Here is a 20,552-nt window from a genome sequence, read left to right as displayed (position 1 = left end):
TCGATACGCGTATCGCTATTGTTGTCAGCATGGTATCCGAATCCGCCGGCTCCGCAAGGGCCGGCCGACCAAAAGCATTGAGTCACAGACAGATTCTCGATGCCGCGGCAGAGATTGCCGATACGGACGGCCTGGATGCGGTGTCATTTCGGGTACTCGCCGAGCGACTCGGCATATCGCCGATGTCCGTCCACCGCACAACCGGCGGCATCGACGCCTTGAGGCGAGACCTGATCTCCACCCTCGTAGGCGAAGCGGTCTCGTCGATCGACTGGCCGACCGACTGGCGCGAGGTTGCCCGCACGTTCGCCTACGGACTCCACGATCTCCTGATGCGCCATCCCCTGGTCTTGGAAGCCCATCGACAGGCATCACTGGAAGCACCCGGCGCCGACGACACTGCCCACCGAGTCGTCAGCGCCCTTTCCCTGGCCGGCCTCGAGGACGAACAGGCCACGTACGCGTACGGCGCCCTGCATGATTTTGTAACCGGACACGTCGCAATTCAATTGGGACGCGGAGCTTTCGACAGTGCACCCGCTGATCGACGCGATGCATCGGTCTTCGCACTTCATCACGATCCCGCCCGAAGATTCGAATTCGGAGTCGCTCTCATCCTGGACGGTGTGGCGTCGATCGCGCAGCAAGGAAGCACAACATGACAAGCAGCGTGACGACAACCGAAATTCGTGACGCCTCCGGGCGCCGTATCGCGTTCTGCGAGTATGGCGATCCGACTGGCCACCCGGTAGTCGTGGCCCACGGATCACCTGGCAGCCGATACGAAGGGCTCTCACTCCACAACGCGTCTTCGACGGCAAGCATACGGCTGATAGTCCCCGATCGACCCGGCTTCGGACGCACGGATCCATACACGGACAAGGGATTTCATTCCTGGGACGACGACTACGTCGCCCTGGTCGATCACCTCGAGTTGGACTCGGCCACACTGATGGGTTTCTCCGGAGGCGGCGGTTACGCGCTCGCAGTCGCTGCAGCCGTTCCCGAACGAGTCTCGAAACTGGTGCTGGCGTGCGCCATGATCCCCGGGGCACCGCGAGATACTTTGCGACGCAGAATAAAACTGGTATCCGCGTTGTACTTTGCCGCCAACTGGGCTCCCCGTGTGGCCGGCGCAATGCTCGCAGGAACCGGGGTGTTCTCCAAGCTACGCAGCGACTCCGTCTCGATCTGGCCGGCCGCCGATCAGGCCGTCATGACCGACGAGTCGCATCACCCCGCCCTCCAATTGGATTCATCCGAAGGGATCGCGCAGGGCGGATCGGCAGCGGTTGTCGACTTGGCTCGGTATCGCCATGAGGTGCCAGGGCTCTTCCAATCCATCTCGGTACCAACAGTTTTCCTACACGGATCCGAAGACGGAAACGTACCCATCGAAGTTGCCCGCTGGGCACACTCGTTGATCCCACACTCTCGCTTCGAAGAGATCAGCGGGGGCGGCCATCTGTTCGTCGTCGCGGACCCCACTCCACTCATTCGCGCCCTCGCTTAATTCCCACTTGACCCGAACGGGTGTTCGAGTACCCTGTGTGTAGGGGATCGGGGGATTCAATGAGTGTCTTGTTGTCGGATGTGGTGTCTGGTTCTGCGGTGGGATTACGCGGACGCCTGTGGCAGTTGACTGCCGCCGAGTTACGGGCTGCTGCTGTCGAGGCGAGTGCGGAGATTCTTCGCCTGGAAGCGGTGCGGGTAGCGGTGGTGGACGAACTGTCGATGCGCCCGGACGATCAGGTGATCGCGTCCCGCGGGGTGGGTGCGTGGTTGGCGGCGAACACGATGTTGCAGGTTCGGGACGGGAAGAAGATCGCCGCCCTGGGTGCGGCGCTGCGGCCGTTTCCCGCGGTGGCAGCGAGATTCGATGTTGGGGATTGCTCGTTCGATCACGCCGTGTTGATCGTGGCGTTCTGTGAATCTCCGCCGAAGGGGATGCCGGAGGAAGCGCTACCGAAGTGCATCGACCTGCTGCTCGCAGCAGCCTCGGGCGTGGAAGCGACAACGACGAAGGTGCGGCACGTCATCGCGACTTTGGAGCGGTTGTTCGAATCCGATGAGATTCCACCCGCCGAAGACGTCGACCGGAACGAGCTCCGCATCGCCTCGACATTGAATGGTCGGGTGGTGGTGCGCGGCGATTTCGACGCTCTCACCGGCGAAATGCTGCTCTCGGCCCTGTCGAATTTGACGATGCCCACCCCCGCGCCGGACGGAACTCCCGACGCACGGTCGGCGGCGAAGCGGACCGCGGACGGGTTCACCGAACTGATCCGCCGGTACCTCGACTGCGCCAAGACCGGAACCGATGGTGGTCAGCGTCCGCATGTGAACGTGCACATCAATGCTCGCGATTTGGCTGAGCATCGGGATTGTGCCGCCGCGCCTTCTGATGGTGAAGAGTCCCCGTCGGATCTTGATGTCGGGCACATGCCATGGTTGGGACCGCTGTCGGTGTCTCAGACGAGGTTGTTGGGGTGTGATTGTTTCCTGTCCACCGTCCTACTGGACGATCACGGCGCGCCGCTCGATGCGAGACCCGGAAAACGGTTGGTCAACGCCGAACAGCGCGTGGCGCTGATCGCCCGCGACAAGGGCTGCGCCTTCCCCGGCTGCACATGCGTACCGGCGTGGACCGATGCGCACCACATCCGGCACTGGGCCAACGGTGGTCCGACGGTGATGAACAACCTTGTCCTACTCTGCCGTTCACACCACCGACTGATGCACCGCAAAACGGGGTTCGTCGGAAAATGGGAAATCCGCATCGGCGTCGACAACAAACCGTGGTTCATCCCGCCGCCCTCGATCGACCCCGGGCAGCACCCCAGGCCGGCGAACACAACATTCAAAACCTGAGAAGAGCTTCTCGGGGACAACAGAACACGGCCCAGCACCGCATCGAGGAGATCTCGATGCGGTGCCAGAAGCCATGCTCAGCCCAAGTCGGCGACGATCCGCTCGGCGAGTGGCTTCGACGACGCCGGGTTCTGACCGGTGTAGAGCTTCCGGTCCACCACGACGTAAGGCGACCAGGCATCAGCCTTCGAGAATTTGCCACCCAACTCGCGTAGTCGAGTTTCGAGCAGCCACGGAGCCTTGTCCGCCAGACCAGCCTGCGTCTCCTCTTCGTTGGTGAACGAGGTCAGCTGATAGCCGTCGAACAGCCAGCTCCCATCGGACCTCTTCGCCGGCAGGAGTGCCGCCGGTGCGTGACAGACCGCCGAGACCACCTTGTCTGCATCCAAGAAGTTCACGAGAAGCTCGCCGAAGGATGCCGACACCGCAAGATCTTCCATCGGTCCATGTCCACCTGGTACGAAAACCACGTCGTAGTCGGCGGCGTTTGCGTTCTCGAGAATCTCCGGCGAATCGAGCACAGGCTTCAGATCGGCGATGTACTTGCGCATACGGTCAGCGCCTTCTTGCCCGCCGTTGACCTCGGGCGCCAGGCTCCCCTCGTCCACAACGGGGGCTTTACCGCCCGGCGTCGCGATCACGATGTCGTAGCCGGCGTCGACGAAAACGCGATGCGCCTCGACCAGTTCTTCCGCCCAGTACCCGGTCGGGTGGGCAGTTCCGTCGTTCAGCGTCCAGTGATCTGCAGAAGTGACTGCAAACAACAGCTTTGTCATCGCGCAACCTTTCGTCGTAGTCAGGAACCGTCGTAGTCAGGAACCGTCGTATTCAGGAACCCGGGACACGAAACCCCGGAGAACGCTCCACTGGATGAAACGCACTCACCGGAAGGGAATTCCGCATCGCCGGTTCCAGTGCGACTTCTCACTAATGGACATGCAACCCGTCATACCCACTTTCCCAACTCGGGCATCTGGGTCGAGCAGCGCGATCAGGCCAAAACGAAAGCCACGGCAAAAAGTGTCCAGGCGGCTGCGAGAACCGTCGACGCAGCAGTAACTATCCCGGTCACGGCTGGCCGAGTACTGCGGTTGCGTGCCGCGATGATCCCGACCGTCATCAAGGTCAGCGCCAACAGGAATGACAGAACCACGATTTTCACCAGCAACCCCTTCGACGTCGGCCAACAGGGCCGGAGACCATTTAGATAGTACACAAATAGATCGTGCATTAATTAAACTGCGAGGCCGTCAGGTAAATCTTGACAACATCCGATTAGAACTGTCAGGCTATTCCTGACGAAAGGCGAATTTCTCATGGAAGACCTGATCGAGCACGCTCTGACCGCAGAAATCGATGCTGCCGCCATTACGACGGCCAACGCCGCGATCACCGAGGCCGGCGCTCAGGCGGACAAAATTGTCGGTACGGACCCCTTACCTGGCAGCGCCGAGTGGGAGGCGGAACAAGACACCGATATCCCGGCGCAGCGCCAGATGGCGTGGCAGTTGGCAAGTTTCCGGATTCAACTTGCCGCGGGCATCGATTCGACGGCAAGCGTCATGAGCCTGCGCAGATTCGGCGCAACGTGGGCAACCATCGGCCGCGCGGCCGGAATGACCCGACAGTCCGCGCACGAACGATGGGGTCGTCGTGTCTCGGACATGCTCGACCCATACGGAGTCGGAATGCCGCCCATGGTGCCGAATGACGATCCAACTGAGCCCTGACTACAAATCGCGTGACTACTGATCCGGCAGCAGCGCATCAGCTTTCGCGACCAGCACTGCACGCTCACGCTCATTCCCAGCCAGCCGGGCCGCTTCGAGGAGTTCGGTTCGAGCTTCCCTGGATCGGCCGAGCTGACTGAGCAACTCACCCCGAACGCTCGGAAGCAGGTGGTAGCCGGCCAGTTCACCTGAAGCGACAAGCTTGTCGACGAATTCGAGTGCTGGGGCCGGACCGTATGCCATGGATACCGCCGCCGCATGATTGAGGTCGACCACGGGCGAGGGCGCCAGTTGCGCCAAAGCCTCGTAGAGTATGACGATCTTCTTCCAATCGGTGTCATCGAAAGTTGCTGCTCGAGCATGACATTCGGCTATCGCGGCCTGCAAACCGTAGGGTCCGCGTCCACGCCCGACGGCGTCAGCCCGCTCTAGCGCGGCAAACCCTCGTGAGATATGAAGGCGATCCCACCGAGTCCGGTCTTGGTCCGCAAGCAGGATGGGATCACCCGTCGAAGTTGTCCTGGCACCGAATCGCGAGGCTGTCAGTTCCATCAACGCGACGAGGCCGTGCACCTCGGATTCCCCCGGGACCAGTTCGGCCAGTATCCGAGCCAGCCGCAGCGCTTCAGCACTCAGATCCGCGCGCATCCACTCGTCCCCGGAGCTGGCCGCATACCCTTCGTTGAACACCAGATACAGCACACCGAGTACAGCGCCCAGTCTTTTCGAAAATTCCTCTCGACCTGGAACTTCGAATACCGCTTTCGAGGCGGTCAACGCCTTCTTCGCGCGGACTATCCGCTGCTGCACTGTTGCCGTCGGCGTCAGGAATGCTTTGGCAATTTCTTCCGTGGTCAACCCGCCCACTACCCGAAGAGTCAAGGCTACCTGCGCTTTTCGATTCAACACAGGATGACAGGCAATGAACATCAGGCGAAGGACGTCGTCGTCGATCCGATCCGGATCCCAGCTGACGTCATCGAAGTGCGAAGCGTCGTTCTCGAGTTCACGCGCGAAGTGGGCGTAGCGTTCGTCCAACTTCTCGCGTCGTCGCCATCCGTCAATTGCCCGTCGTGTCGCAACAGATGTCAGCCAGGCAGCTGGATTTCGCGGAACCCCGGCGGCAGGCCATTGCTCGACGGCTTCGAGCAGGGCCTGCGCGGCCAGGTCCTCGGCAAGATCAAGATCCCCGACGGTGCGAGTCAACGTGGCGACGATCTTCGCGGATTCGATACGCCAGACCGCGTCGACAGCCGTTCTCGTTGCTTCTCGCACCGCCTCGTCGGTCATGGTTCAGCCTGCGACCGGACGATCGGTGCCGAGCTCTTCGCGCCAGCCGGCTTCTTTCTGGATGTACTCGTTGTCCTGATCGAAGTCCGACATCTCACTCACGCGGCGCACCTCGAGCTTGCTGCCCGGCCCCAACGGGCAGCGCTTTGCCCATTCCAGGGCTTCATCCTTGGTCGACGTCTGGATGATCCAGAAGCCGGAGAACAACTCCTTCGTCTCTCCGTACGGGCCGTCGGAAACCAGCGGAGGATCGGACTCGAAATCGACGATGAACCCCTCCTCCATGGCCAACCCCTCACCGGCCAACAAGACACCGGCCTTGATCAGGGACTCGTTGTACTGACCCATCGCGGCGATGATCTCGTCGAAATCCATGTCCTTGGATGCTTCGATGGCCTCGTCGGTGGAACGCATGATCAGCATGTACTTCATGAGAATCTCCTTCGTTTGTGGACCGCTTTGTTCGGTCCCTCTGCCTACACGTCGAACGGCACACTCACCGATCGACAAACTTCCGAAAGTTTTTTCCCGAGGACAAAACCGCCGGTCTGGATGCGCTGCTCACGCTATCGGCAGACGGGTCGCCGGGCAGGTCAGAAGTCGAGAAATCCCGGCACAACTTCACGAACGAGGCCGTTCGCGTCAGTGCTCCCGTAGAAATACACCGACCCGTAACCGAATAGGTACTCCTCTACGAACTCGGGTTGCGACTGCGAACCCACCGGCCACCCCTCCTCATTGATCTGGAACAGGAAATTGTGTCCGTCTGACTCGACGGCGTTGGCATAGGACGGTTCGTTCTGGATGAGCACGGGTTGCGGAGCGATCAACACCAACGGCATCGCCTCGTCATCCGTTGGAGTCTTGATCAACGCCGCGCTCCCCAAGCCCCCATGCCTCCCGACCGATTCCGCATTTCGCGATGACGGCGCATGCACGACTGCGCGAACCCCGATGTTCGGGTATTCGAGGTCGTCGTCGCCGATAGAGAAGCCGCGACGGATGAAGACGGAAAGCTCTCGCTCACCGAGCCACGTGGCCGTGTGGGCCGCAAGCGTCAGAAGGTATTCGTGTGTCTGCAGAATCGGCTGTCCCGCGAAAACCTGCGGCGGATGTCCACCGATCCGAGCCCTGATCGCCGAATCGCTCGAGTCCACCCCGAGATGTACTGTGTCCACCGGCGTCATCCTAGAGAGATCCGACGGGCGTCGGATGGCGACTCCCCAATTCCCTACACGCCGCTGGTGACGCAGGCCACATTCAAGCTGGATGATGAATGCATGACAACATTCCCCACTCTCGACCCCGAACTCGCCGCAGCACTCACCATGCTCCCGAAGGTCGACTTCTCGGACCTTCCCAACGCGCGGGCCACCTATGACGCACTGGTCGGCACAATGTTGGTCGACCTGTCATTCGACGGAGTCACGCTTCGCGAGCTGTCCGCCCCTGGCCTGAACGCCGATCCGGCGGTCACGATTCGCTTCTTCACTCCGGATAACACCGCCGGACCTATCCCTGTTCTGCTCTGGATTCACGGCGGCGAATTCGCAATCGGCACAGCAGAATCCAGCGATCCATTCTGTGTCCAGGTAGCGCGCGAACTAGGATTCGCCGTCGCCAACGTGGAGTACCGCCTCGCTCCCGAGACACCCTTCCCCGGGCCCGTCAACGACTGCTACGCCGCGCTCATGTACATCCACGAACACGCCGAGGAACTCGGTGTGGATCCCAGCCGCATCGCAGTCGGCGGGCAGAGCGCAGGCGGTGGACTGGCCGCGGGCACCGTGCTCAAGGCCCGCGACGAGGGCGTTGTGCCCATCGCATTCCAATTCCTCGAAATCCCCGAACTCGACGACCGTCTGGCAACGGTCTCGATGACGAACTTCGTCGACACACCCTTGTGGCACCGCCCCAACGCCATCCTGTCGTGGAAGTACTATCTCGGCGAGTCGTACTCAGGTCCCGCAGATCGGGACGTCTCCATTTACGCTGCCCCGTCCCGGGCTACCGATCTCACAGGTCTACCGCCGACCTACCTTTCCACCATGGAACTCGACCCGCTCCGCGACGAAGGAATCGAATACGCCCTTCGACTGCTGCAAGCGGGCGTCAGCGTCGAATTGCACTCGTTCCCCGGGACCTTTCACGGGTCGGCACTTGTCGCTACCGCAGCGGTCAGCGAAAGAGGTGCCGCCGAAGCCCTCACGGCGCTCCGGAGAGGGTTGCGTTCGCTGTCGCCAGTCTCGTAGCGTTGCGAGATGCAAGGACTGATGTACCGGCTTGCCGAGCTCGACGCAGACTCGGCGGGCTTGGTACGCGTCATCGACTACTTCGACACCCTCGTGCGGCACGGCGCCGACACAGCATCATTGCTGCGCGCGAGCGCACAGTTGGCGGACTGCGTTGTGGGCATCGAGATCGTCGAACACGGTAACAAGAAGAATTCACGTCGTTGCGACCCGCGCGGCCGATGGTCTCCCGAATCCTGTCTCGCCCCCAGCATTACCAGGGAGATTGCCGTCGACGATGATGTTCTCGGGAGAGTATGGATCGAGCGTCCTGGTGCGAACTTGCCACTCGACGAGATGCTCGTCGACCGAATGGCTCTGACTGCCTCGATAATCCTGCAGCCCCGCCGCTTACCTACCGAAGCCGAGCACACCCGCAATCTGCTCTTTCCGATGGACGAGTTGACCGTACTCACTTCGTGCGCCGGTCTCGGGATTGAACCCGGCACCCCAGTCCGTGTTGTCGTATCCACGGTTTCCTCGGGTGCGGCGAACAGCACTGCACGTCTTACCATTTCGAAGGATTGCATCCCCGGCAAAGCCATCAGGGTAGAGGCTGACGGAGAATATCTGGATATTGTGAAGGATTCGTTCACACCGACAACCGGACTGTTCGAGGCAGCGTTGGCGTCATCCATCCGCGCCGGAATATCCTTGGCTGCAGCCGCTTCCGAGATGCACACGATAATCAGCACAGCACGATTCGCTCACACTCAGACCTCGGTAACAACACCGATCGTGAACGCCGACAGCTTCGGCGCGCTCAACCTCCTGGCGCCCGGATCGCACATCGATCACACGAAAATCCCGGATTTGGTTCTTGCCAGACGGATTGGCGACACCAAGCAGGGATCGGAGCTGCTGGAAACCTTGAGGACATATCTGCGATCCGGAACATTGAGGGCCACGGCGGATACCATGCATCTCCATCACAGCAGCGTCGCGCACCGGTTGTCAAAGCTGTCTCAGCACGTCGGCTTTCACGTTGACACCGTCGAGAACCGAGCACGCGCAACCGCAATGATGCTGGTTCTCGACGCCGAATAGATCCGGCCCAGGATCAGTCACGGCGAAGCAGTTGACGATCTTTCGCGTTCGGCGAGCGCAACGAACGGCGCAAGCGCTGGATTCGGATTGTCCTGTCGATAGGTGACAGCAACATCGAGAGTTGGTTGTTCACCGACGATTTCGCACAGATGGATACCCGGAATGCGGAGCATCCTTGCCCGCCCCTGAGGGATCGGCGCAATTCCCACTCCGTCCGATACGGCATGGAGGACCTGCTCGTCGTCAGCTTCGAATCGAACGATATTGGGAGTGCCGTCCGGCCAAAGCTGTTCGAGAGTACGCGAATACATGCCCGGAGCGTTTGCCTCGGGCCAGAACACGACGGGAATGCCGACCAGGTCCCCGAGTTCGAGGGTCGTTCGACTCCCGAACGGATGATCCGCGGGCACCGCCACCAGGATTGGTTCGGTGTCGAGGACGATCAGGGGAAGTTCGCGATCACCGTCTTCGAGTGGCGGCCGGACGACCGCGACGTCGACTGCTCCGTTTCGGACGAGATCAACTGTCTGCGCCGACGTGCCACGATGAACGACGACCTCCACGCCCGGGTAGAGCTTTCGATAGGTGCTGACCAGATCCGCTACTGCGCCGCCGGCCCACGAGCGGGTGTAAGCGATGCGCAGTTCTCCGTCCACGCCGCGCGCAGCCAATCGGATTCGTTCGACCGCCCGGTCGGCACACCCGAGCAAGAAGCGCGCCTCTCGTACCGCTACTCGGCCGGCGTCGGTGAAGGTGAACTGCGGACCTCGACGATCCACCAAAGGCACTCCGAGTTCGCGCTCGAGAACCTTGATCTGCTGACTGAGCGCCGACTGCGCGACGTAGACGTTCGCGGCGGCGCGAGTGAAGCTGCCATGATCCGCGAGAGCGATCAGATAACGGGCGCGCTGCAGGTTCATACGGCGATTATAAGAAGAACAGATGGTGGTGTCACTACTTGGTCTTGGACATGGCATCACCTGAGGTCGGAGGATCGAGGTCACGCTGCTCTACCGCTTGTCTCCCGAAATATTGTCTCCCGAACGATCACAAGGTTGAACATGAATCCCCGTACACTCGCCGAACCGCGCGAATCTGGAACGGACGCGAGACTCCTCGACGCCGTCGCGGAGATCGTCGGTAAAGCGCATGTCCTCACCGATCCCGAACTGATCGAGGGCTACACGCGCGACTGGACGGGACGTTGGATCGGCGACGCGATCGCGGTCATCCGTCCTGGTAACACTGCCGAAGTGTCTGCGGTCCTTCGAGCATGCTTCGACGCGGGGGTACCTGTGACGCCCCAAGGCGGCAACACCGGACTGGTCGGTGGCGGAATCGCCTCGGCCGGGTCCGTGGTGCTGAGTACCAGACGGTTGGAGACGATCGAGTCCGTCGATCCCATCGGCCGGACAATCGCAGCCGGCGCCGGCGTGACCGTTGCCCGCGCCGACCTGGCCGCATCTGCACACGGTCTCCGGTTCGGAATCGATTTGGCATCAAAGGAATCCGCGACACTCGGCGGCATCGTCGCTACCAACGCCGGTGGTACGCGCATGGTCCGATACGGAAACACGCGGGCACAGATCCTCGGTATCGAGGCAGTGCTCGCCGACGGTTCCGTCTTGAGCAGATGGACGCCACTCGTCAAAGACAATGTCGGATACGACATTCCAGGCCTTCTTGCCGGCAGCGAGGGAACTCTTGCCGTCATCACCAAAGTATTGATGAAGCTGGTCACCCCGGCGACCGACACCCAGGTTGTACTCGCCGGCGTAAGCGACATCGAGCAAGCGTTGCATCTATGTAATCGCGTGCGGCAGAGCGGATTGACCGTCGAAGCCGCCGAGATCATGACTGACGACGGCATCGACCTCGTCTGCGCACACACCGACGCCCGTCGTCCGTTCGGCGCCCCTTCGCCGATGTACACACTCATCGAGGTGTCGTCGCCGCGCGAGACGGAAGAGTCACTCCTCGAAGTTCTCTCCGACTCTGCCGATCTCATCGAGGACGCGACGGTCGAACCTGGACCCGCTCGAAAACTGTGGACCCTGCGGGAGAGTCACACCGAAAGCATCAGCGCTTCGTCGACGACACCGGTTGTAAAGCTGGACATCTCCGTGCCCTTGTCCGTGATGGGCATGTTCATCGGGAACCTTCGAGAGACGTTGGACGAGCGATTCCCCCTCGTGCGGCCAATCTTGTTCGGGCACTTCGCCGACGGAAACATTCATGTGAACCTCCTGGATGCCGCCCCTGGGGTCGCACACGAACTGACCGATACGGTCTTCCAACTCGTTGCCGCCCACCATGGAAGCATCAGCGCCGAGCACGGGATAGGTCGCGCGAAGTCTCCGTGGGTAACGCTGGGGCGCACGAACACCGACATCACCGCGATGCAGTTGATCAAATCGTCCTGGGACCCGCGTGGAATCCTCAATCCTGGAATACTGTTGCCGGAAAAGGTCGGGTAAGCAAAAAGGCGGTCGCGTGCAGGATCTTTACGTCGTCACTCATCCTCATGCCGAACACACAGCGCAGGACGTCGTCGGCGGTTGGCACAATTCGGTTCTCACCCCGTCCGGTCGGCGCGATGCAGAATTGATCGCGGCAGCCCTGAAGCGACGACGCACAGGAAATTCGCGCCCGATCCGCATCACCTCGTCGGACCTCCGTCGTTGCGCCGAGACATCTACGATTATTGCCCGGACACTCGGCACTCCGGTGACAACGGATTCACGATTGCGCGAAATCAGCTTCGGAGAAGCCGAAGGACGCCCGAACTCGTGGCTCGCCCAGCGCCAGGTGCCGGCTCCCGACACCAACCGCCTCGATCACCGTGGCCCCGTTGCCGGTGCCGAGACTCGCCGCGACATCGCATCGAGGGTCGGCGAATGCACCCGCGAACTGATGACCGATCTCGACCATGATCATATTGTCGTAACACACGGCTTTGCACACACATTCGTAGTCTCCGCCTGGCTGCAGATCCCCATCGAAGCCGCAGGGTTTGCGACTTTCGCGACCACACCGGGTGCAATCACTCATCTCCAGCACGACGACTACTGGCGCAATCGAACTCTCGCACAGCTAGCCGATACCTCGCACCTGGACTGTGGCACGATGCCTTGATGCGCCATGTCTCCGACGACGAACGCCGTGCACGCATGGGCGTACGTCATGCGCTTGCTCCCTCGTTCCGTGTCGATTCTCCGGAAGCTGCGACTCGGGCGATGACGGTGCTTCACGCCACCGAATCAGCGACGGTCTATCTGTCTTGCTGGGCGAGGGTTCGATCCTTAGATGCCGCCGATGTCGACCGCGCCTTGTACGACCGACGCAGTGTCGTCAAGCAATTGGCCATGCGCCGCACGCTCTTCACCTTTCCCCGAGACTTGCTGCCGGCCGCGTGGTCGAGTGCGTCCGCCCGCGTCGCCAACACCGAGCGCGCCAGAATGTCCAAGGATGTGGTCAAAGCCGGACTCGCCCTCGACGGCAACGAGTGGCTCGATCGAGCACGCTCCGAGGTATTGACACTGCTCACCGGTACACCTGAGGGGCTTTCAGCGCTCGAGGTTCGCCAAGCAGTGCCAATGATCGATGTGAAGGTCGAGGGCTCGGCAGGTGAATTCTGGTCGGCGCCCAGGGTTCTCACGCACCTCGGGGCGACCGCAGACATCATGCGGGGCACCAACACTGCCCGCTTCCCCGTCTCACGCCCACTGTGGACCCTCACTCGACACTGGCTCGACGACGCCCCCGCCGACCTCGAATCTGCCGACCTCAAACCCGTCGACCTCAAACCCGGGGACGGATACCGAGAAATAGTCCGGCGCTGGCTCTACACCTTCGGACCGGGAACGGAAGACGACATCGTCTGGTGGCTGGGCTCGACGAAGACGGTCGTCCGGGCCGCCCTCGCCGAACTCGACGCCGTTGCAGTCTCACTCGACGGAGGCGACACCGGCTGGTTGCTACCCGATGACGTCGCCACGGTGCCTGATCCAGGTCCTTGGGTGGCACTCCTACCGGTGCTCGACCCGACGGTCATGGGGTGGAAGAACCGTGACTTCTACCTCGGCCCGCACCGCAACCAACTCTTCGACACCCGCGGTAATGCCGGCGCCACCGCTTGGGTCGACGGTCGCGTCGTGGGGTGCTGGATCCAAGACGAAACCGGTGTTGTGCACGTTCAATTGCTCGAGAGCGTGCCGGCGTCTACGCGACGCTCTCTCGATGCCGAGGCGGCGCGCCTCACCGAGTGGCTGGGCGGCGTCAGAATCGGCACCGGTTACGTCTCACAGGCGATGAGGCACGACGTTCCCGAACCTCCCGCCGGCACTAGTGCCCGGTGATGGCGTCAGATCCCGATTGCCAGATCGTCGATATCTGCAAGCGTGCCGCCGCTTTCGAGGATGCTCGTGTAGTTCCGAAGTCGGTTCTGATCGATCTCGGTGGTGCTGACCCCGCGCTTCCAGTAGCCGAAGACAACCACGTCATCCTTCGCCAGGCCGACTATCTTTCGGAAATGCGCTCGGATAGCACGCATCTCGTCGCGCTCCCCGGCTCCCCACACCGCGTAGTCCCCTGGATTCTCGAGCTCGAGAGCATACTCGGCGAGGCGTTCCTCGACGTGGTGCAATTCGAGACCGGGGATCACGGGCAGTTCCGCGAACGCCTCGGCGTCACCGGTGGCGACCCAGCCGACGCCGGTCAGGCCCTCGGGCCACTGAAGCAGAATCGAATAGAGAGCGGGTATTGCGGTGTCGTCGGCGAACAGCGCGACGCGGCGACCAGCGATCTCGGGAACGAGGAAGTGCGGGCGAGGACCGGTGAGCGAGAACGAGTCACCCACACGGCGCTCGTCGGCCCACCTCATCATCGGGCTGGTGTGCCCGTGCAGCACGACGTCGAAGGTCATCGAACCACTCGACGCGTCGAAAGTGCGCACCGTGTAGACACGAGAGATGTCGCCGTACTGCGGACCTAGCTGAATGCGGAATGCGACGTTGGGACGCAACCAATTCGGATCATCCGCCGACGAGGTCAAGTGGACCGTGATGCGCAGGATACTCTCGGTCGGGCGTTCGACGCGTTCGACGACGGCGACCACATCGTTGAGGCCACGGTCATGGTCTTCGCCGCGTGGCGCTTTTGCCGACGCAGTGGTTTCAGTTTCTTCGGGTCGGGATTCTTCAGGTCTAGGTGAGGTGGTCATCGTTTTCTCCTGATCGTGGTTTCAGCTTTGGGCGGGTAGCGGGGTGACAGGTCGGCGATCTCGCGGAACAACCAGTGGCCGTCCGGTTTCCGGATCTTCGAGAACCAGAGCCTCGAGGTCGAACACTTCGCGCAACAACTCGGGGGTGAAGACCTCCGAGGCACCGCCCTGCATGACGATTTTTCCGGACCGCATCGCGACCACATGCGTGGCATATCTGGCCGCGAGGTTCAGGTCGTGCAGGACCGCGACCAATGTTCGACCGGACTGGTGAAGTTGGGAACAGAGGTCGAGAACTTCGATCTGATGGGCGATGTCGAGAAAGGTGGTCGGTTCGTCGAGCAACAACACCGGGGTGCGCTGCGCGAGTGTCATCGCTATCCACACACGTTGTCGTTGCCCACCGCTCAACTCGTCTACCAATTGATCTGCTGCGTCACGCATTCCAACCTCGGTCAGCGCCTCGGAGACAACGCGCTCGTCTTCGGGTGACCATTGGCGCATCATGCTCTGGTACGGATATCTGCCGCGGGAGACGAGGTCGGCGACACTGATCGCTCCGGGGGAAAGCGGGGACTGCGGCAACAGAGCGATCCGCCGGGCCACTTCTTTGGTGCGGTAGGACCGAATATCGTTACCGCCTAGCACAACCCGACCCGATCGGGGTGTGAGCATTCTGCCGAGCGCTCGGAGCAATGTCGACTTGCCGCACCCGTTCGGTCCGACGACCACGGTAAACCCGCCGTCGGGGATCTCGAGACTCAACTCGTCCACGATGGTTCGATCGGCGTACCGAAGCTCGATCTTCTCAGCGCGCAGCCTTGATGTCGAAGTGGTCATGAATCTCTTTCGTAACGAGGTTTTTTCAGGCCTGACGCGCGAGCAGCCAGATCAGATAGGCACCGCCGAGCAGACTGGTGACAAGACCGACCGGAGTGCGGAGACCGACCTCGACCGCTTGCGCGATCAAGTCGGCGCCCGCCAACAGAACTGCGCCGAGCAGGAAGGAGGTTGCGACAAGAACACCGCTGCGCCGTGCCAACCGGCGTGCGATCTGGGGAGCGGCGAGCGCAACAAATGCGATGGGACCGGTGGCGGCTGTCGCTGCTCCGGTGAGCGCGACCGCAAGCAGGATGCTGGCGAATCGGTATCGCTCCACGGAGATTCCGAGCGAAGACGCTGCGTCGTCGCCCATCTCCATCATGGTGACGCGCCTGGACACCACGACGAGAGCGGGAACGAGAACACCAACGGCGATCGCAACACTGACCGCGTGCGGCCAACCGCGCCCGGTCAGCGAACCGGCCGTCCATTGCTGCACCACGGTGGCGTCGTCGATATCCGCGCGCACCACCAGGAAAGACATCACGGCGCTCAGCATCGCGCCCACTCCGATGCCGACCAGGACAAGGCGAAGGCCGCCGCTGACCCCTTCTTTACGTGCCAGGGCGTACACGAGCAAGGCGGTCAGCATGCCGCCGAGAACAGCGGCGCCCGCGGTCTGCAGTACCCCGCCGCCGAAGAACACGATCTGGACCACCGCCGCTGTCGCAGCGCCGGTGGTAAAACCGATGATGTCCGGCGAGCCGAGAACGTTGCGCGAAAGCGTCTGAAAAACTGCGCCCGCCACACCGAGGCTGCCGCCCACCCCGATCGCCGTGATCAGCCGTGGCAGACGGCGGTTCTGGACGGACCGAACCGCCGCCGCGCTGCCTTCGCCGTGCAGGGCGCGCCACACCTCACCCAACGACAGGTCCAGGGTCCCGTACATCAGCGTGGCAAACGAGAGTGCCGCCAGTGCCGCACTGATTGTCATGGCTACGAACAGCACTCGCGGGACGATTCGCCACGACCCCGACCCGATTCGAACTACCCAGCCGCGAAACAGCGGTGGGACCGGCTGCGCTGCAATCATGTTCACAGCGACGCCACCCTCCGCGAGCGAACGAGCGCGACAAACAACGGGCCGCCGAGCACAGCCACTGCTATCCCCGTCTGGAGGTCTCCCGGTGCGGCGGCAACGCGGCCGAGAACGTCGGCCAAGAGCAGGAACGCCGGCGCGACGACGAGCACGCACGGCAGAAGTAACCGCAGATCCGGTCCGACAACGCCACGCACGATGTGCGGCGCAGCGAGGCCCACGAAGCCGAGCGGGCCTACGGCCGCAGTAGCGGCTCCCGCCAGCAGGATGACTGCAACAGCGGACCCGATCCGGGCGGGTCCGGTGCGGGCGCCGAGCCCTTTGGCGACGTCCTCGCCTAGCGCGATCGCATTGAGTGGTCGAATCAGCAACAACGACAACGTGATACCGACAATGACGAAGGGCAGGATGGTGACGACGACGTCGCCGCCGCGGCCCTGCAACGAGCCGACCGCCCAAAAACGGAACTGATTGAATGCGGCCTCGTTGCTGATGAGAACCATGCTGGTGAGCGCCGTGATCGCCGTCGCCACAGCGGCACCGGCGAGCGCCATGCGCGCTGGGGTCGCGGCGCTGCGATGCGCCGACCCCAACATGTACACACCTACCGAGGCAATGGCCGCGCCGGCGAGCGCGAACCACAGATAACCGCCGACCGAGGTCACCCCCAGATAGGCAATCGCAATCACAACTGCCGCTGACGCTCCGGCGTTCACCCCCAGCAACCCCGGATCAGCCAGAGGGTTGCGGGTGATCGACTGCATCAGCGCACCGGCCAGTCCGAGCGCGGCCCCGACGACAAGCCCGAGAATTGTTCGAGGCAACCGCGATTCGATCACGATGAGGTGCTCGTTGTTGCCGGCGTCGTAGGAAAGCACTGCGTCGATCACAGTGGAGGCCGGGATGTTACGAGAGCCGAGGACGAGTCCACCGATGGATGCCAGCACGATCACGACGACGGAGGCGGCGACCAACAACCCCGCACGCGCGGCTGTCCCAGACCGCAGCGGTGCTTCAATCTGGGACTGCGCAGAAGTGGTCACGCGATCATCCACCGAACGTGGACACCAGTAGCTCGACTGTCTGCTTCGCACTGAAGTAGTCGAGACGGAAAGCTGCAGTTCCCATCGTGTAGACCCGATCACCCTTGACCGCAGGTTGATTCGCAAGGAGCGGGTCGGCCGCGAGTTGCTTCTCCACGTCCTTGGGGCCCATCGAGACGGCAAACAGCGTCTGCGAACCGTCAAGTGCGGCAGACATGTTCTCGGAGCTGACGATCGCGACGCCGGAGGCACCCCGCTTGTCCGGGGCGACAAACTGTTCGGAGGGCTCGGCATAGGTGAAGCCGAGCGAGGTCAGCAGATTGCCCTGCGGGCTGTCGGCTCGGAATGTCCAGACCCCGTCGGCTCCCATGTAGACCAGTGCCGTCACCGGCTGCTCGGGAAGTTTGATCTTCCCGGCCTGCGTGGTCACCCAGCTGTCGTACTCGTCGACGGTCTTGTCGGCCTCGGTCTCGAGTCCGGTCGCCGCCCCGAGCTGAGCCGCAAGCTCCTCCCAGGAGCTGGCGCCGTAGTCGAGAAGAACGGTGGGCGCGATATCGCTCAGCTGTGCGTAGGCGTCGAGCGTCGAGTCGCCGCCGTTGGCGGACCCGATGATCAGATCGGGCTCGAAGGTCTCGATCGCGTCGAGGTCCAGCTCGAGATTTCGGTAGAGCACCTCGACGCCACGATCAGCCGCCACGTCCGACCACTGAGAGAAGAATCCCTGACTGTCGGTCATTCCCGACGGCGTTGTTGCCGCACTCGCGACCACCGGTGCACCGATCGCGAGCAGCGTGCCGGTCAAGGACGGCGAGGTGGACACGATCCGAGTCGGCTTTGCGGTGATCTCGGTGCTGCGACCACCGTGCTCGACGGTGCGCGGCCATCCCTCGGTGGACCCGGAGGTTTTCTGGGTGCCCTCGGTTCCGGTGTCACTAACTGACGAATTCGAGCAGCCGGCTAGAGCGAGGGCGACGACCGCGGCGAGTATTGCCGCCGCCGGGCGTAGAGATCTGCGCATGAGTATGTGGCTTTCTGACGGTACGAGAGTTGCCGCTGCGAACGCAGACCGACCGAGAGGTAAAGTTAGCCATACTTAAGTAGCAAGGGTTGTCCAGGAGCGCCAACGTGTTACCACTATCGGGAGGGTCGGACAAGGTCGACTTGGGGCCGATCCGCGCCGGCAGCACCGAACTCAGCACCGGCCGCTCACCACTCTTGTTCTGGGTTCTTGCAGGCAGCGGACGCGTCAGAGCCGGATCGGCCGTCCACGAGATACCGGCAGGCGAATTGCTGTGGATCCCGGCCGGCGTGCGATACGCGATGGAGACGGATTCGAATTCCGTCGCGTTCCCCATCCTGCTTCCACCCTCGGACGGCGTCACCGACGGACCAACGGCCGTGACTCGCCTGCGCGTGCCGCCGGGGTGGGAAGACAGACTGATCCACGAGTTCGTTCACAACCTGGGCTATCTGCGCGGAGACGCGGAAAGGCCGACGTCTCTGTTCGAAATGATCGCCCGGGCGGACGACGGATGCACGTCGCTGCCGCGACTGCCGCAGTCACGGGAAGCGTTCGAGATCGCGCACGCCCTGTTGCGAACACCTGGCGCCGACGACACCGAGGGACAGTTCGCGAAGCGCGCCGGGATCAGCACTCGAACGCTCCAGCGGTATTTCGTGGAGGAGACCGGCCTCACCTTCACTCGCTGGCGGCTTCGAGCGCGGATCGCCGCCTCGTTGGAGTATCTGAAGCAGGACCGCGAGATCGGTTGGATAGCAAACGAAGTCGGCTTCGAAACGGGCAGCGGATTCACTCGCGCGTTCCGAGCCCAGTTAGGAGAGAGCCCGAGCGACTATCGTCGACGGACCCGCTCCCGCCCAACCGATCGAAGTGCGCGCACAGACAATGACCAGGCATTGGTCCGCATGCTCGCACAGCCCGGACAATCCGGGGACACCGCGCCGCCGATCCCGGCCAACGCGACGTGGCCGCGCGTCAACGGCGCCCACGTCGCAGTGTGGGTCTACCGAGGCGAAGCTCGGGTGGATGTCGCCGATTGCAGCTGGGAACTGCGCACCGGCGAGGCAATGATCCTGCCTGCAGGCGTCCGCAATACCGTCACAGTTCCGATGGGTTCACTGCTGCTACCGCTCGGCTTCCGCGCCTCGAACGGGTCGACCGTTACTGCCGACGCCCTCGAGACAGTCCAGTTCTCCCGCGAACACGAATTGGCCCTGTTGCACACATTCGTCGCCGCGTACACGCCCTTGCGGCCACGTGGCCACGACGGCAACGCGGTGTTCGACATCATCGCCACCGGCCCTCTCGCGCAATCGGTTTCGAACGAATCCGTCGCCGATTCGATTGCCACGCGACTGGCAGCGACAATCGCCGCCCGGCCGGCCGACCCTCGCACACTGGACGAGTGGGCGCAGGAGTTCGGCACGGACGCGGCCCGTCTGCGCCGGGAGTTCCGGACCGAGACCGGCTCCACGTATCCGCAATGGCGCTCCCTTTCCCGGATGACCCAGGCGCGCACCCAACTGCAACTCGGGATTGCACCCGGCACGGTGTCGAGAAACCTGGGTTACGCGCACCTGTCCGCATTCAGCCGCGCGTTTCGCACTGCGCATGGGATCTCACCGCAGCGTTTCCAAGCTCAGTCCGTCGAACGCGCCCTCTGGTTGCGTTCGGAGCCGCGCGCCGCCGAGCCGAACACTCGGGTTCACACCCACTGAACGAGTTGCCACACGATTCCGTTGGGGTCGACGAACTGGCAGTAGCGCTCGCCCCACGGTTCGGTCTCCGGCTCGGTGACGACGGAGGCACCTTCGGCGGCGATTCGGGAGAACTCGGCGTCGAGGTCATCGACCACGAATGCGACGAGCATGCCCCGACCGGCCGGACCTGCGACGAAGTCGGGCTTGAACGTCCCGAGGCCGGTGCGCAGGAAGACCACGTTGACCCCTGCATCCGGATGATTCAGGGAAATGAAGCCGTCGTCGGCCATGGCCTCGGTGAAACCGAAATGGGTTTTCGCAAAGCCCGCCGACGCGTCGGTGTCGGCAACGTTCAAGGACAGAGCAGTGCTGGTGATTTTCATCGTGGCCTCCATGATCATAAACCTTGTGCAGTGC

Annotated in this window: 22 protein-coding genes; 10 read left to right on the top strand and 12 right to left on the bottom strand. The window is 62.5% G+C overall.

Features of this window, described 5'->3' with window-relative positions; translation table 11 throughout:
• Window positions 1-29 precede the first annotated feature (29 nt).
• The 3 genes from ACFWEM_RS01345 to ACFWEM_RS01335 are packed head-to-tail and all read left to right on the top strand — an operon-like array spanning window position 30 to window position 2,871.
• Entirely contained in the window at window positions 30-662 is a 633-nt protein-coding gene (locus tag ACFWEM_RS01345) for a TetR/AcrR family transcriptional regulator (protein WP_378530445.1), read from the top strand.
• Window positions 659-1,513, top strand: coding sequence for an alpha/beta fold hydrolase (locus tag ACFWEM_RS01340; protein WP_378530443.1), 855 nt, complete (start codon window positions 659-661; stop codon window positions 1,511-1,513). The genes ACFWEM_RS01345 and ACFWEM_RS01340 overlap by 4 nt, the downstream gene beginning before the upstream one ends.
• Window positions 1,514-1,572: 59 nt before the next feature.
• A complete protein-coding gene (locus tag ACFWEM_RS01335) occupies window positions 1,573-2,871 on the top strand; it encodes a DUF222 domain-containing protein (protein ID WP_378530441.1) in 1,299 nt (432 codons plus the stop codon).
• A 77-nt stretch (window positions 2,872-2,948) separates the two neighbouring features.
• On the opposite strand, the gene ACFWEM_RS01330 is transcribed toward ACFWEM_RS01335, so the two are convergent.
• Together ACFWEM_RS01330 and ACFWEM_RS01325 are read right to left on the bottom strand one after the other, a co-directional pair.
• Window positions 2,949-3,647 carry a type 1 glutamine amidotransferase domain-containing protein gene (locus tag ACFWEM_RS01330; RefSeq protein ID WP_378530439.1) on the bottom strand — a complete coding sequence of 233 codons (699 nt, stop codon included), beginning with the start codon at window positions 3,645-3,647 and terminating at the stop codon, window positions 2,949-2,951.
• Between the two features lie 215 nt (window positions 3,648-3,862).
• Window positions 3,863-4,033, bottom strand: a complete 171-nt coding sequence (locus tag ACFWEM_RS01325) for a hypothetical protein (protein ID WP_378530437.1) — start codon at window positions 4,031-4,033, stop codon at window positions 3,863-3,865.
• 154 nt (window positions 4,034-4,187) lie between these two features.
• Here ACFWEM_RS01325 and ACFWEM_RS01320 point away from each other — a divergent pair, with 154 nt between their 5' ends.
• A complete protein-coding gene (locus ACFWEM_RS01320) occupies window positions 4,188-4,601 on the top strand; it encodes a hypothetical protein (RefSeq protein ID WP_378530435.1) in 414 nt (137 codons plus the stop codon).
• Window positions 4,602-4,616: 15 nt separating this feature from the next.
• On the opposite strand, the gene ACFWEM_RS01315 is transcribed toward ACFWEM_RS01320, so the two are convergent.
• From ACFWEM_RS01315 to ACFWEM_RS01305, 3 genes are all read right to left on the bottom strand, one after another.
• Window positions 4,617-5,891, bottom strand: a complete 1,275-nt coding sequence (locus tag ACFWEM_RS01315) for an RNA polymerase sigma factor (RefSeq protein ID WP_378530433.1) — start codon at window positions 5,889-5,891, stop codon at window positions 4,617-4,619.
• A gap of 3 nt (window positions 5,892-5,894) precedes the next feature.
• Window positions 5,895-6,323 (bottom strand): YciI family protein, encoded by a 429-nt coding sequence (locus tag ACFWEM_RS01310; RefSeq protein WP_007735729.1) that lies wholly within the window; start codon window positions 6,321-6,323, stop codon window positions 5,895-5,897.
• Window positions 6,324-6,484: 161 nt separating this feature from the next.
• Window positions 6,485-7,078: a hypothetical protein gene (locus tag ACFWEM_RS01305; RefSeq protein ID WP_378530431.1), complete on the bottom strand. Its 594-nt coding sequence runs from the start codon at window positions 7,076-7,078 to the stop codon at window positions 6,485-6,487.
• Between the two features lie 93 nt (window positions 7,079-7,171).
• On the opposite strand from ACFWEM_RS01305, the gene ACFWEM_RS01300 reads away from it, so the two are divergent.
• A complete protein-coding gene (locus ACFWEM_RS01300) occupies window positions 7,172-8,143 on the top strand; it encodes an alpha/beta hydrolase (RefSeq protein ID WP_378530429.1) in 972 nt (323 codons plus the stop codon).
• A 9-nt stretch (window positions 8,144-8,152) separates the two neighbouring features.
• Window positions 8,153-9,229, top strand: a complete 1,077-nt coding sequence (locus ACFWEM_RS01295) for a helix-turn-helix domain-containing protein (RefSeq protein WP_378530427.1) — start codon at window positions 8,153-8,155, stop codon at window positions 9,227-9,229.
• A 17-nt stretch (window positions 9,230-9,246) separates the two neighbouring features.
• Here the strand turns inward: ACFWEM_RS01295 and ACFWEM_RS01290 are convergent, their stop codons facing one another.
• Window positions 9,247-10,149 carry a LysR family transcriptional regulator gene (locus ACFWEM_RS01290; protein ID WP_378530425.1) on the bottom strand — a complete coding sequence of 301 codons (903 nt, stop codon included), beginning with the start codon at window positions 10,147-10,149 and terminating at the stop codon, window positions 9,247-9,249.
• A gap of 141 nt (window positions 10,150-10,290) precedes the next feature.
• Between ACFWEM_RS01290 and ACFWEM_RS01285 the strand changes: the two genes are divergently transcribed.
• Genes ACFWEM_RS01285 through ACFWEM_RS01275 form a run of 3 tightly spaced genes read left to right on the top strand, consistent with a single transcriptional unit; the run spans window position 10,291 to window position 13,587 of the window.
• Complete coding sequence (locus ACFWEM_RS01285) at window positions 10,291-11,706, top strand: FAD-binding oxidoreductase (RefSeq protein ID WP_378530423.1); 1,416 nt, start codon at window positions 10,291-10,293, stop codon at window positions 11,704-11,706.
• A gap of 16 nt (window positions 11,707-11,722) precedes the next feature.
• Window positions 11,723-12,364: a histidine phosphatase family protein gene (locus ACFWEM_RS01280; protein WP_378530421.1), complete on the top strand. Its 642-nt coding sequence runs from the start codon at window positions 11,723-11,725 to the stop codon at window positions 12,362-12,364.
• Window positions 12,364-13,587, top strand: a complete 1,224-nt coding sequence (locus tag ACFWEM_RS01275) for a winged helix DNA-binding domain-containing protein (protein WP_378530419.1) — start codon at window positions 12,364-12,366, stop codon at window positions 13,585-13,587. Before ACFWEM_RS01280 ends, ACFWEM_RS01275 begins: the two co-directional genes overlap by 1 nt.
• 5 nt (window positions 13,588-13,592) lie before the next feature.
• On the opposite strand, the gene ACFWEM_RS01270 is transcribed toward ACFWEM_RS01275, so the two are convergent.
• Genes ACFWEM_RS01270 through fepB form a run of 5 tightly spaced genes read right to left on the bottom strand, consistent with a single transcriptional unit; the run spans window position 13,593 to window position 18,432 of the window.
• Entirely contained in the window at window positions 13,593-14,450 is an 858-nt protein-coding gene (locus tag ACFWEM_RS01270) for a siderophore-interacting protein (RefSeq protein ID WP_378530417.1), read from the bottom strand.
• Window positions 14,451-14,471: 21 nt separating this feature from the next.
• Window positions 14,472-15,290 (bottom strand): ABC transporter ATP-binding protein, encoded by an 819-nt coding sequence (locus ACFWEM_RS01265; protein ID WP_378530415.1) that lies wholly within the window; start codon window positions 15,288-15,290, stop codon window positions 14,472-14,474.
• Window positions 15,291-15,315: 25 nt separating this feature from the next.
• Window positions 15,316-16,365 (bottom strand): FecCD family ABC transporter permease, encoded by a 1,050-nt coding sequence (locus ACFWEM_RS01260; protein ID WP_378532698.1) that lies wholly within the window; start codon window positions 16,363-16,365, stop codon window positions 15,316-15,318.
• A 2-nt stretch (window positions 16,366-16,367) separates the two neighbouring features.
• Window positions 16,368-17,426 (bottom strand): FecCD family ABC transporter permease, encoded by a 1,059-nt coding sequence (locus ACFWEM_RS01255; protein ID WP_378530413.1) that lies wholly within the window; start codon window positions 17,424-17,426, stop codon window positions 16,368-16,370.
• Entirely contained in the window at window positions 17,419-18,432 is a 1,014-nt protein-coding gene (gene fepB, locus ACFWEM_RS01250) for a Fe2+-enterobactin ABC transporter substrate-binding protein (protein ID WP_378530411.1), read from the bottom strand. Before fepB ends, ACFWEM_RS01255 begins: the two co-directional genes overlap by 8 nt.
• A 107-nt stretch (window positions 18,433-18,539) precedes the next feature.
• On the opposite strand from fepB, the gene ACFWEM_RS01245 reads away from it, so the two are divergent.
• Window positions 18,540-20,153, top strand: coding sequence for a helix-turn-helix domain-containing protein (locus ACFWEM_RS01245; protein WP_378530409.1), 1,614 nt, complete (start codon window positions 18,540-18,542; stop codon window positions 20,151-20,153).
• Here ACFWEM_RS01245 and ACFWEM_RS01240 read toward each other — a convergent pair.
• Window positions 20,141-20,518, bottom strand: coding sequence for a VOC family protein (locus ACFWEM_RS01240; RefSeq protein WP_378530407.1), 378 nt, complete (start codon window positions 20,516-20,518; stop codon window positions 20,141-20,143). The two genes, ACFWEM_RS01245 and ACFWEM_RS01240, sit on opposite strands and share 13 nt — an antisense overlap.
• Window positions 20,519-20,552 lie beyond the last annotated feature (34 nt).

It is taken from the genome of Rhodococcus sp. NPDC060176 (assembly GCF_042728675.1).
Classification (GTDB): Bacteria; Actinomycetota; Actinomycetes; order Mycobacteriales; family Mycobacteriaceae; genus Rhodococcus_F.
The sequence above is the reverse complement of the archived record's forward strand: the minus strand, read 5'-3'. Positions and strand labels throughout refer to the sequence as shown.

What these genes read in the sequence shown, in the direction of transcription:
- ACFWEM_RS01335 (WP_378530441.1), top strand. Translation starts at nt 1,573, where the DNA reads ATGAGTGTCTTGTTGTCGGATGTGGTGTCTGGTTCTGCGGTGGGATTA.
- ACFWEM_RS01270 (WP_378530417.1), bottom strand. Translation starts at nt 14,450, where the DNA reads ATGACCACCTCACCTAGACCTGAAGAATCCCGACCCGAAGAAACTGAA.
- ACFWEM_RS01240 (WP_378530407.1), bottom strand. Translation starts at nt 20,518, where the DNA reads ATGAAAATCACCAGCACTGCTCTGTCCTTGAACGTTGCCGACACCGAC.
- ACFWEM_RS01300 (WP_378530429.1), top strand. Translation starts at nt 7,172, where the DNA reads ATGACAACATTCCCCACTCTCGACCCCGAACTCGCCGCAGCACTCACC.
- ACFWEM_RS01320 (WP_378530435.1), top strand. Translation starts at nt 4,188, where the DNA reads ATGGAAGACCTGATCGAGCACGCTCTGACCGCAGAAATCGATGCTGCC.
- ACFWEM_RS01310 (WP_007735729.1), bottom strand. Translation starts at nt 6,323, where the DNA reads ATGAAGTACATGCTGATCATGCGTTCCACCGACGAGGCCATCGAAGCA.
- ACFWEM_RS01330 (WP_378530439.1), bottom strand. Translation starts at nt 3,647, where the DNA reads ATGACAAAGCTGTTGTTTGCAGTCACTTCTGCAGATCACTGGACGCTG.
- fepB (WP_378530411.1), bottom strand. Translation starts at nt 18,432, where the DNA reads ATGCGCAGATCTCTACGCCCGGCGGCGGCAATACTCGCCGCGGTCGTC.
- ACFWEM_RS01285 (WP_378530423.1), top strand. Translation starts at nt 10,291, where the DNA reads ATGAATCCCCGTACACTCGCCGAACCGCGCGAATCTGGAACGGACGCG.
- ACFWEM_RS01340 (WP_378530443.1), top strand. Translation starts at nt 659, where the DNA reads ATGACAAGCAGCGTGACGACAACCGAAATTCGTGACGCCTCCGGGCGC.
- ACFWEM_RS01290 (WP_378530425.1), bottom strand. Translation starts at nt 10,149, where the DNA reads ATGAACCTGCAGCGCGCCCGTTATCTGATCGCTCTCGCGGATCATGGC.
- ACFWEM_RS01265 (WP_378530415.1), bottom strand. Translation starts at nt 15,290, where the DNA reads ATGACCACTTCGACATCAAGGCTGCGCGCTGAGAAGATCGAGCTTCGG.
- ACFWEM_RS01345 (WP_378530445.1), top strand. Translation starts at nt 30, where the DNA reads ATGGTATCCGAATCCGCCGGCTCCGCAAGGGCCGGCCGACCAAAAGCA.
- ACFWEM_RS01260 (WP_378532698.1), bottom strand. Translation starts at nt 16,365, where the DNA reads ATGATTGCAGCGCAGCCGGTCCCACCGCTGTTTCGCGGCTGGGTAGTT.
- ACFWEM_RS01275 (WP_378530419.1), top strand. Translation starts at nt 12,364, where the DNA reads ATGCGCCATGTCTCCGACGACGAACGCCGTGCACGCATGGGCGTACGT.
- ACFWEM_RS01295 (WP_378530427.1), top strand. Translation starts at nt 8,153, where the DNA reads ATGCAAGGACTGATGTACCGGCTTGCCGAGCTCGACGCAGACTCGGCG.
- ACFWEM_RS01305 (WP_378530431.1), bottom strand. Translation starts at nt 7,078, where the DNA reads ATGACGCCGGTGGACACAGTACATCTCGGGGTGGACTCGAGCGATTCG.
- ACFWEM_RS01315 (WP_378530433.1), bottom strand. Translation starts at nt 5,891, where the DNA reads ATGACCGACGAGGCGGTGCGAGAAGCAACGAGAACGGCTGTCGACGCG.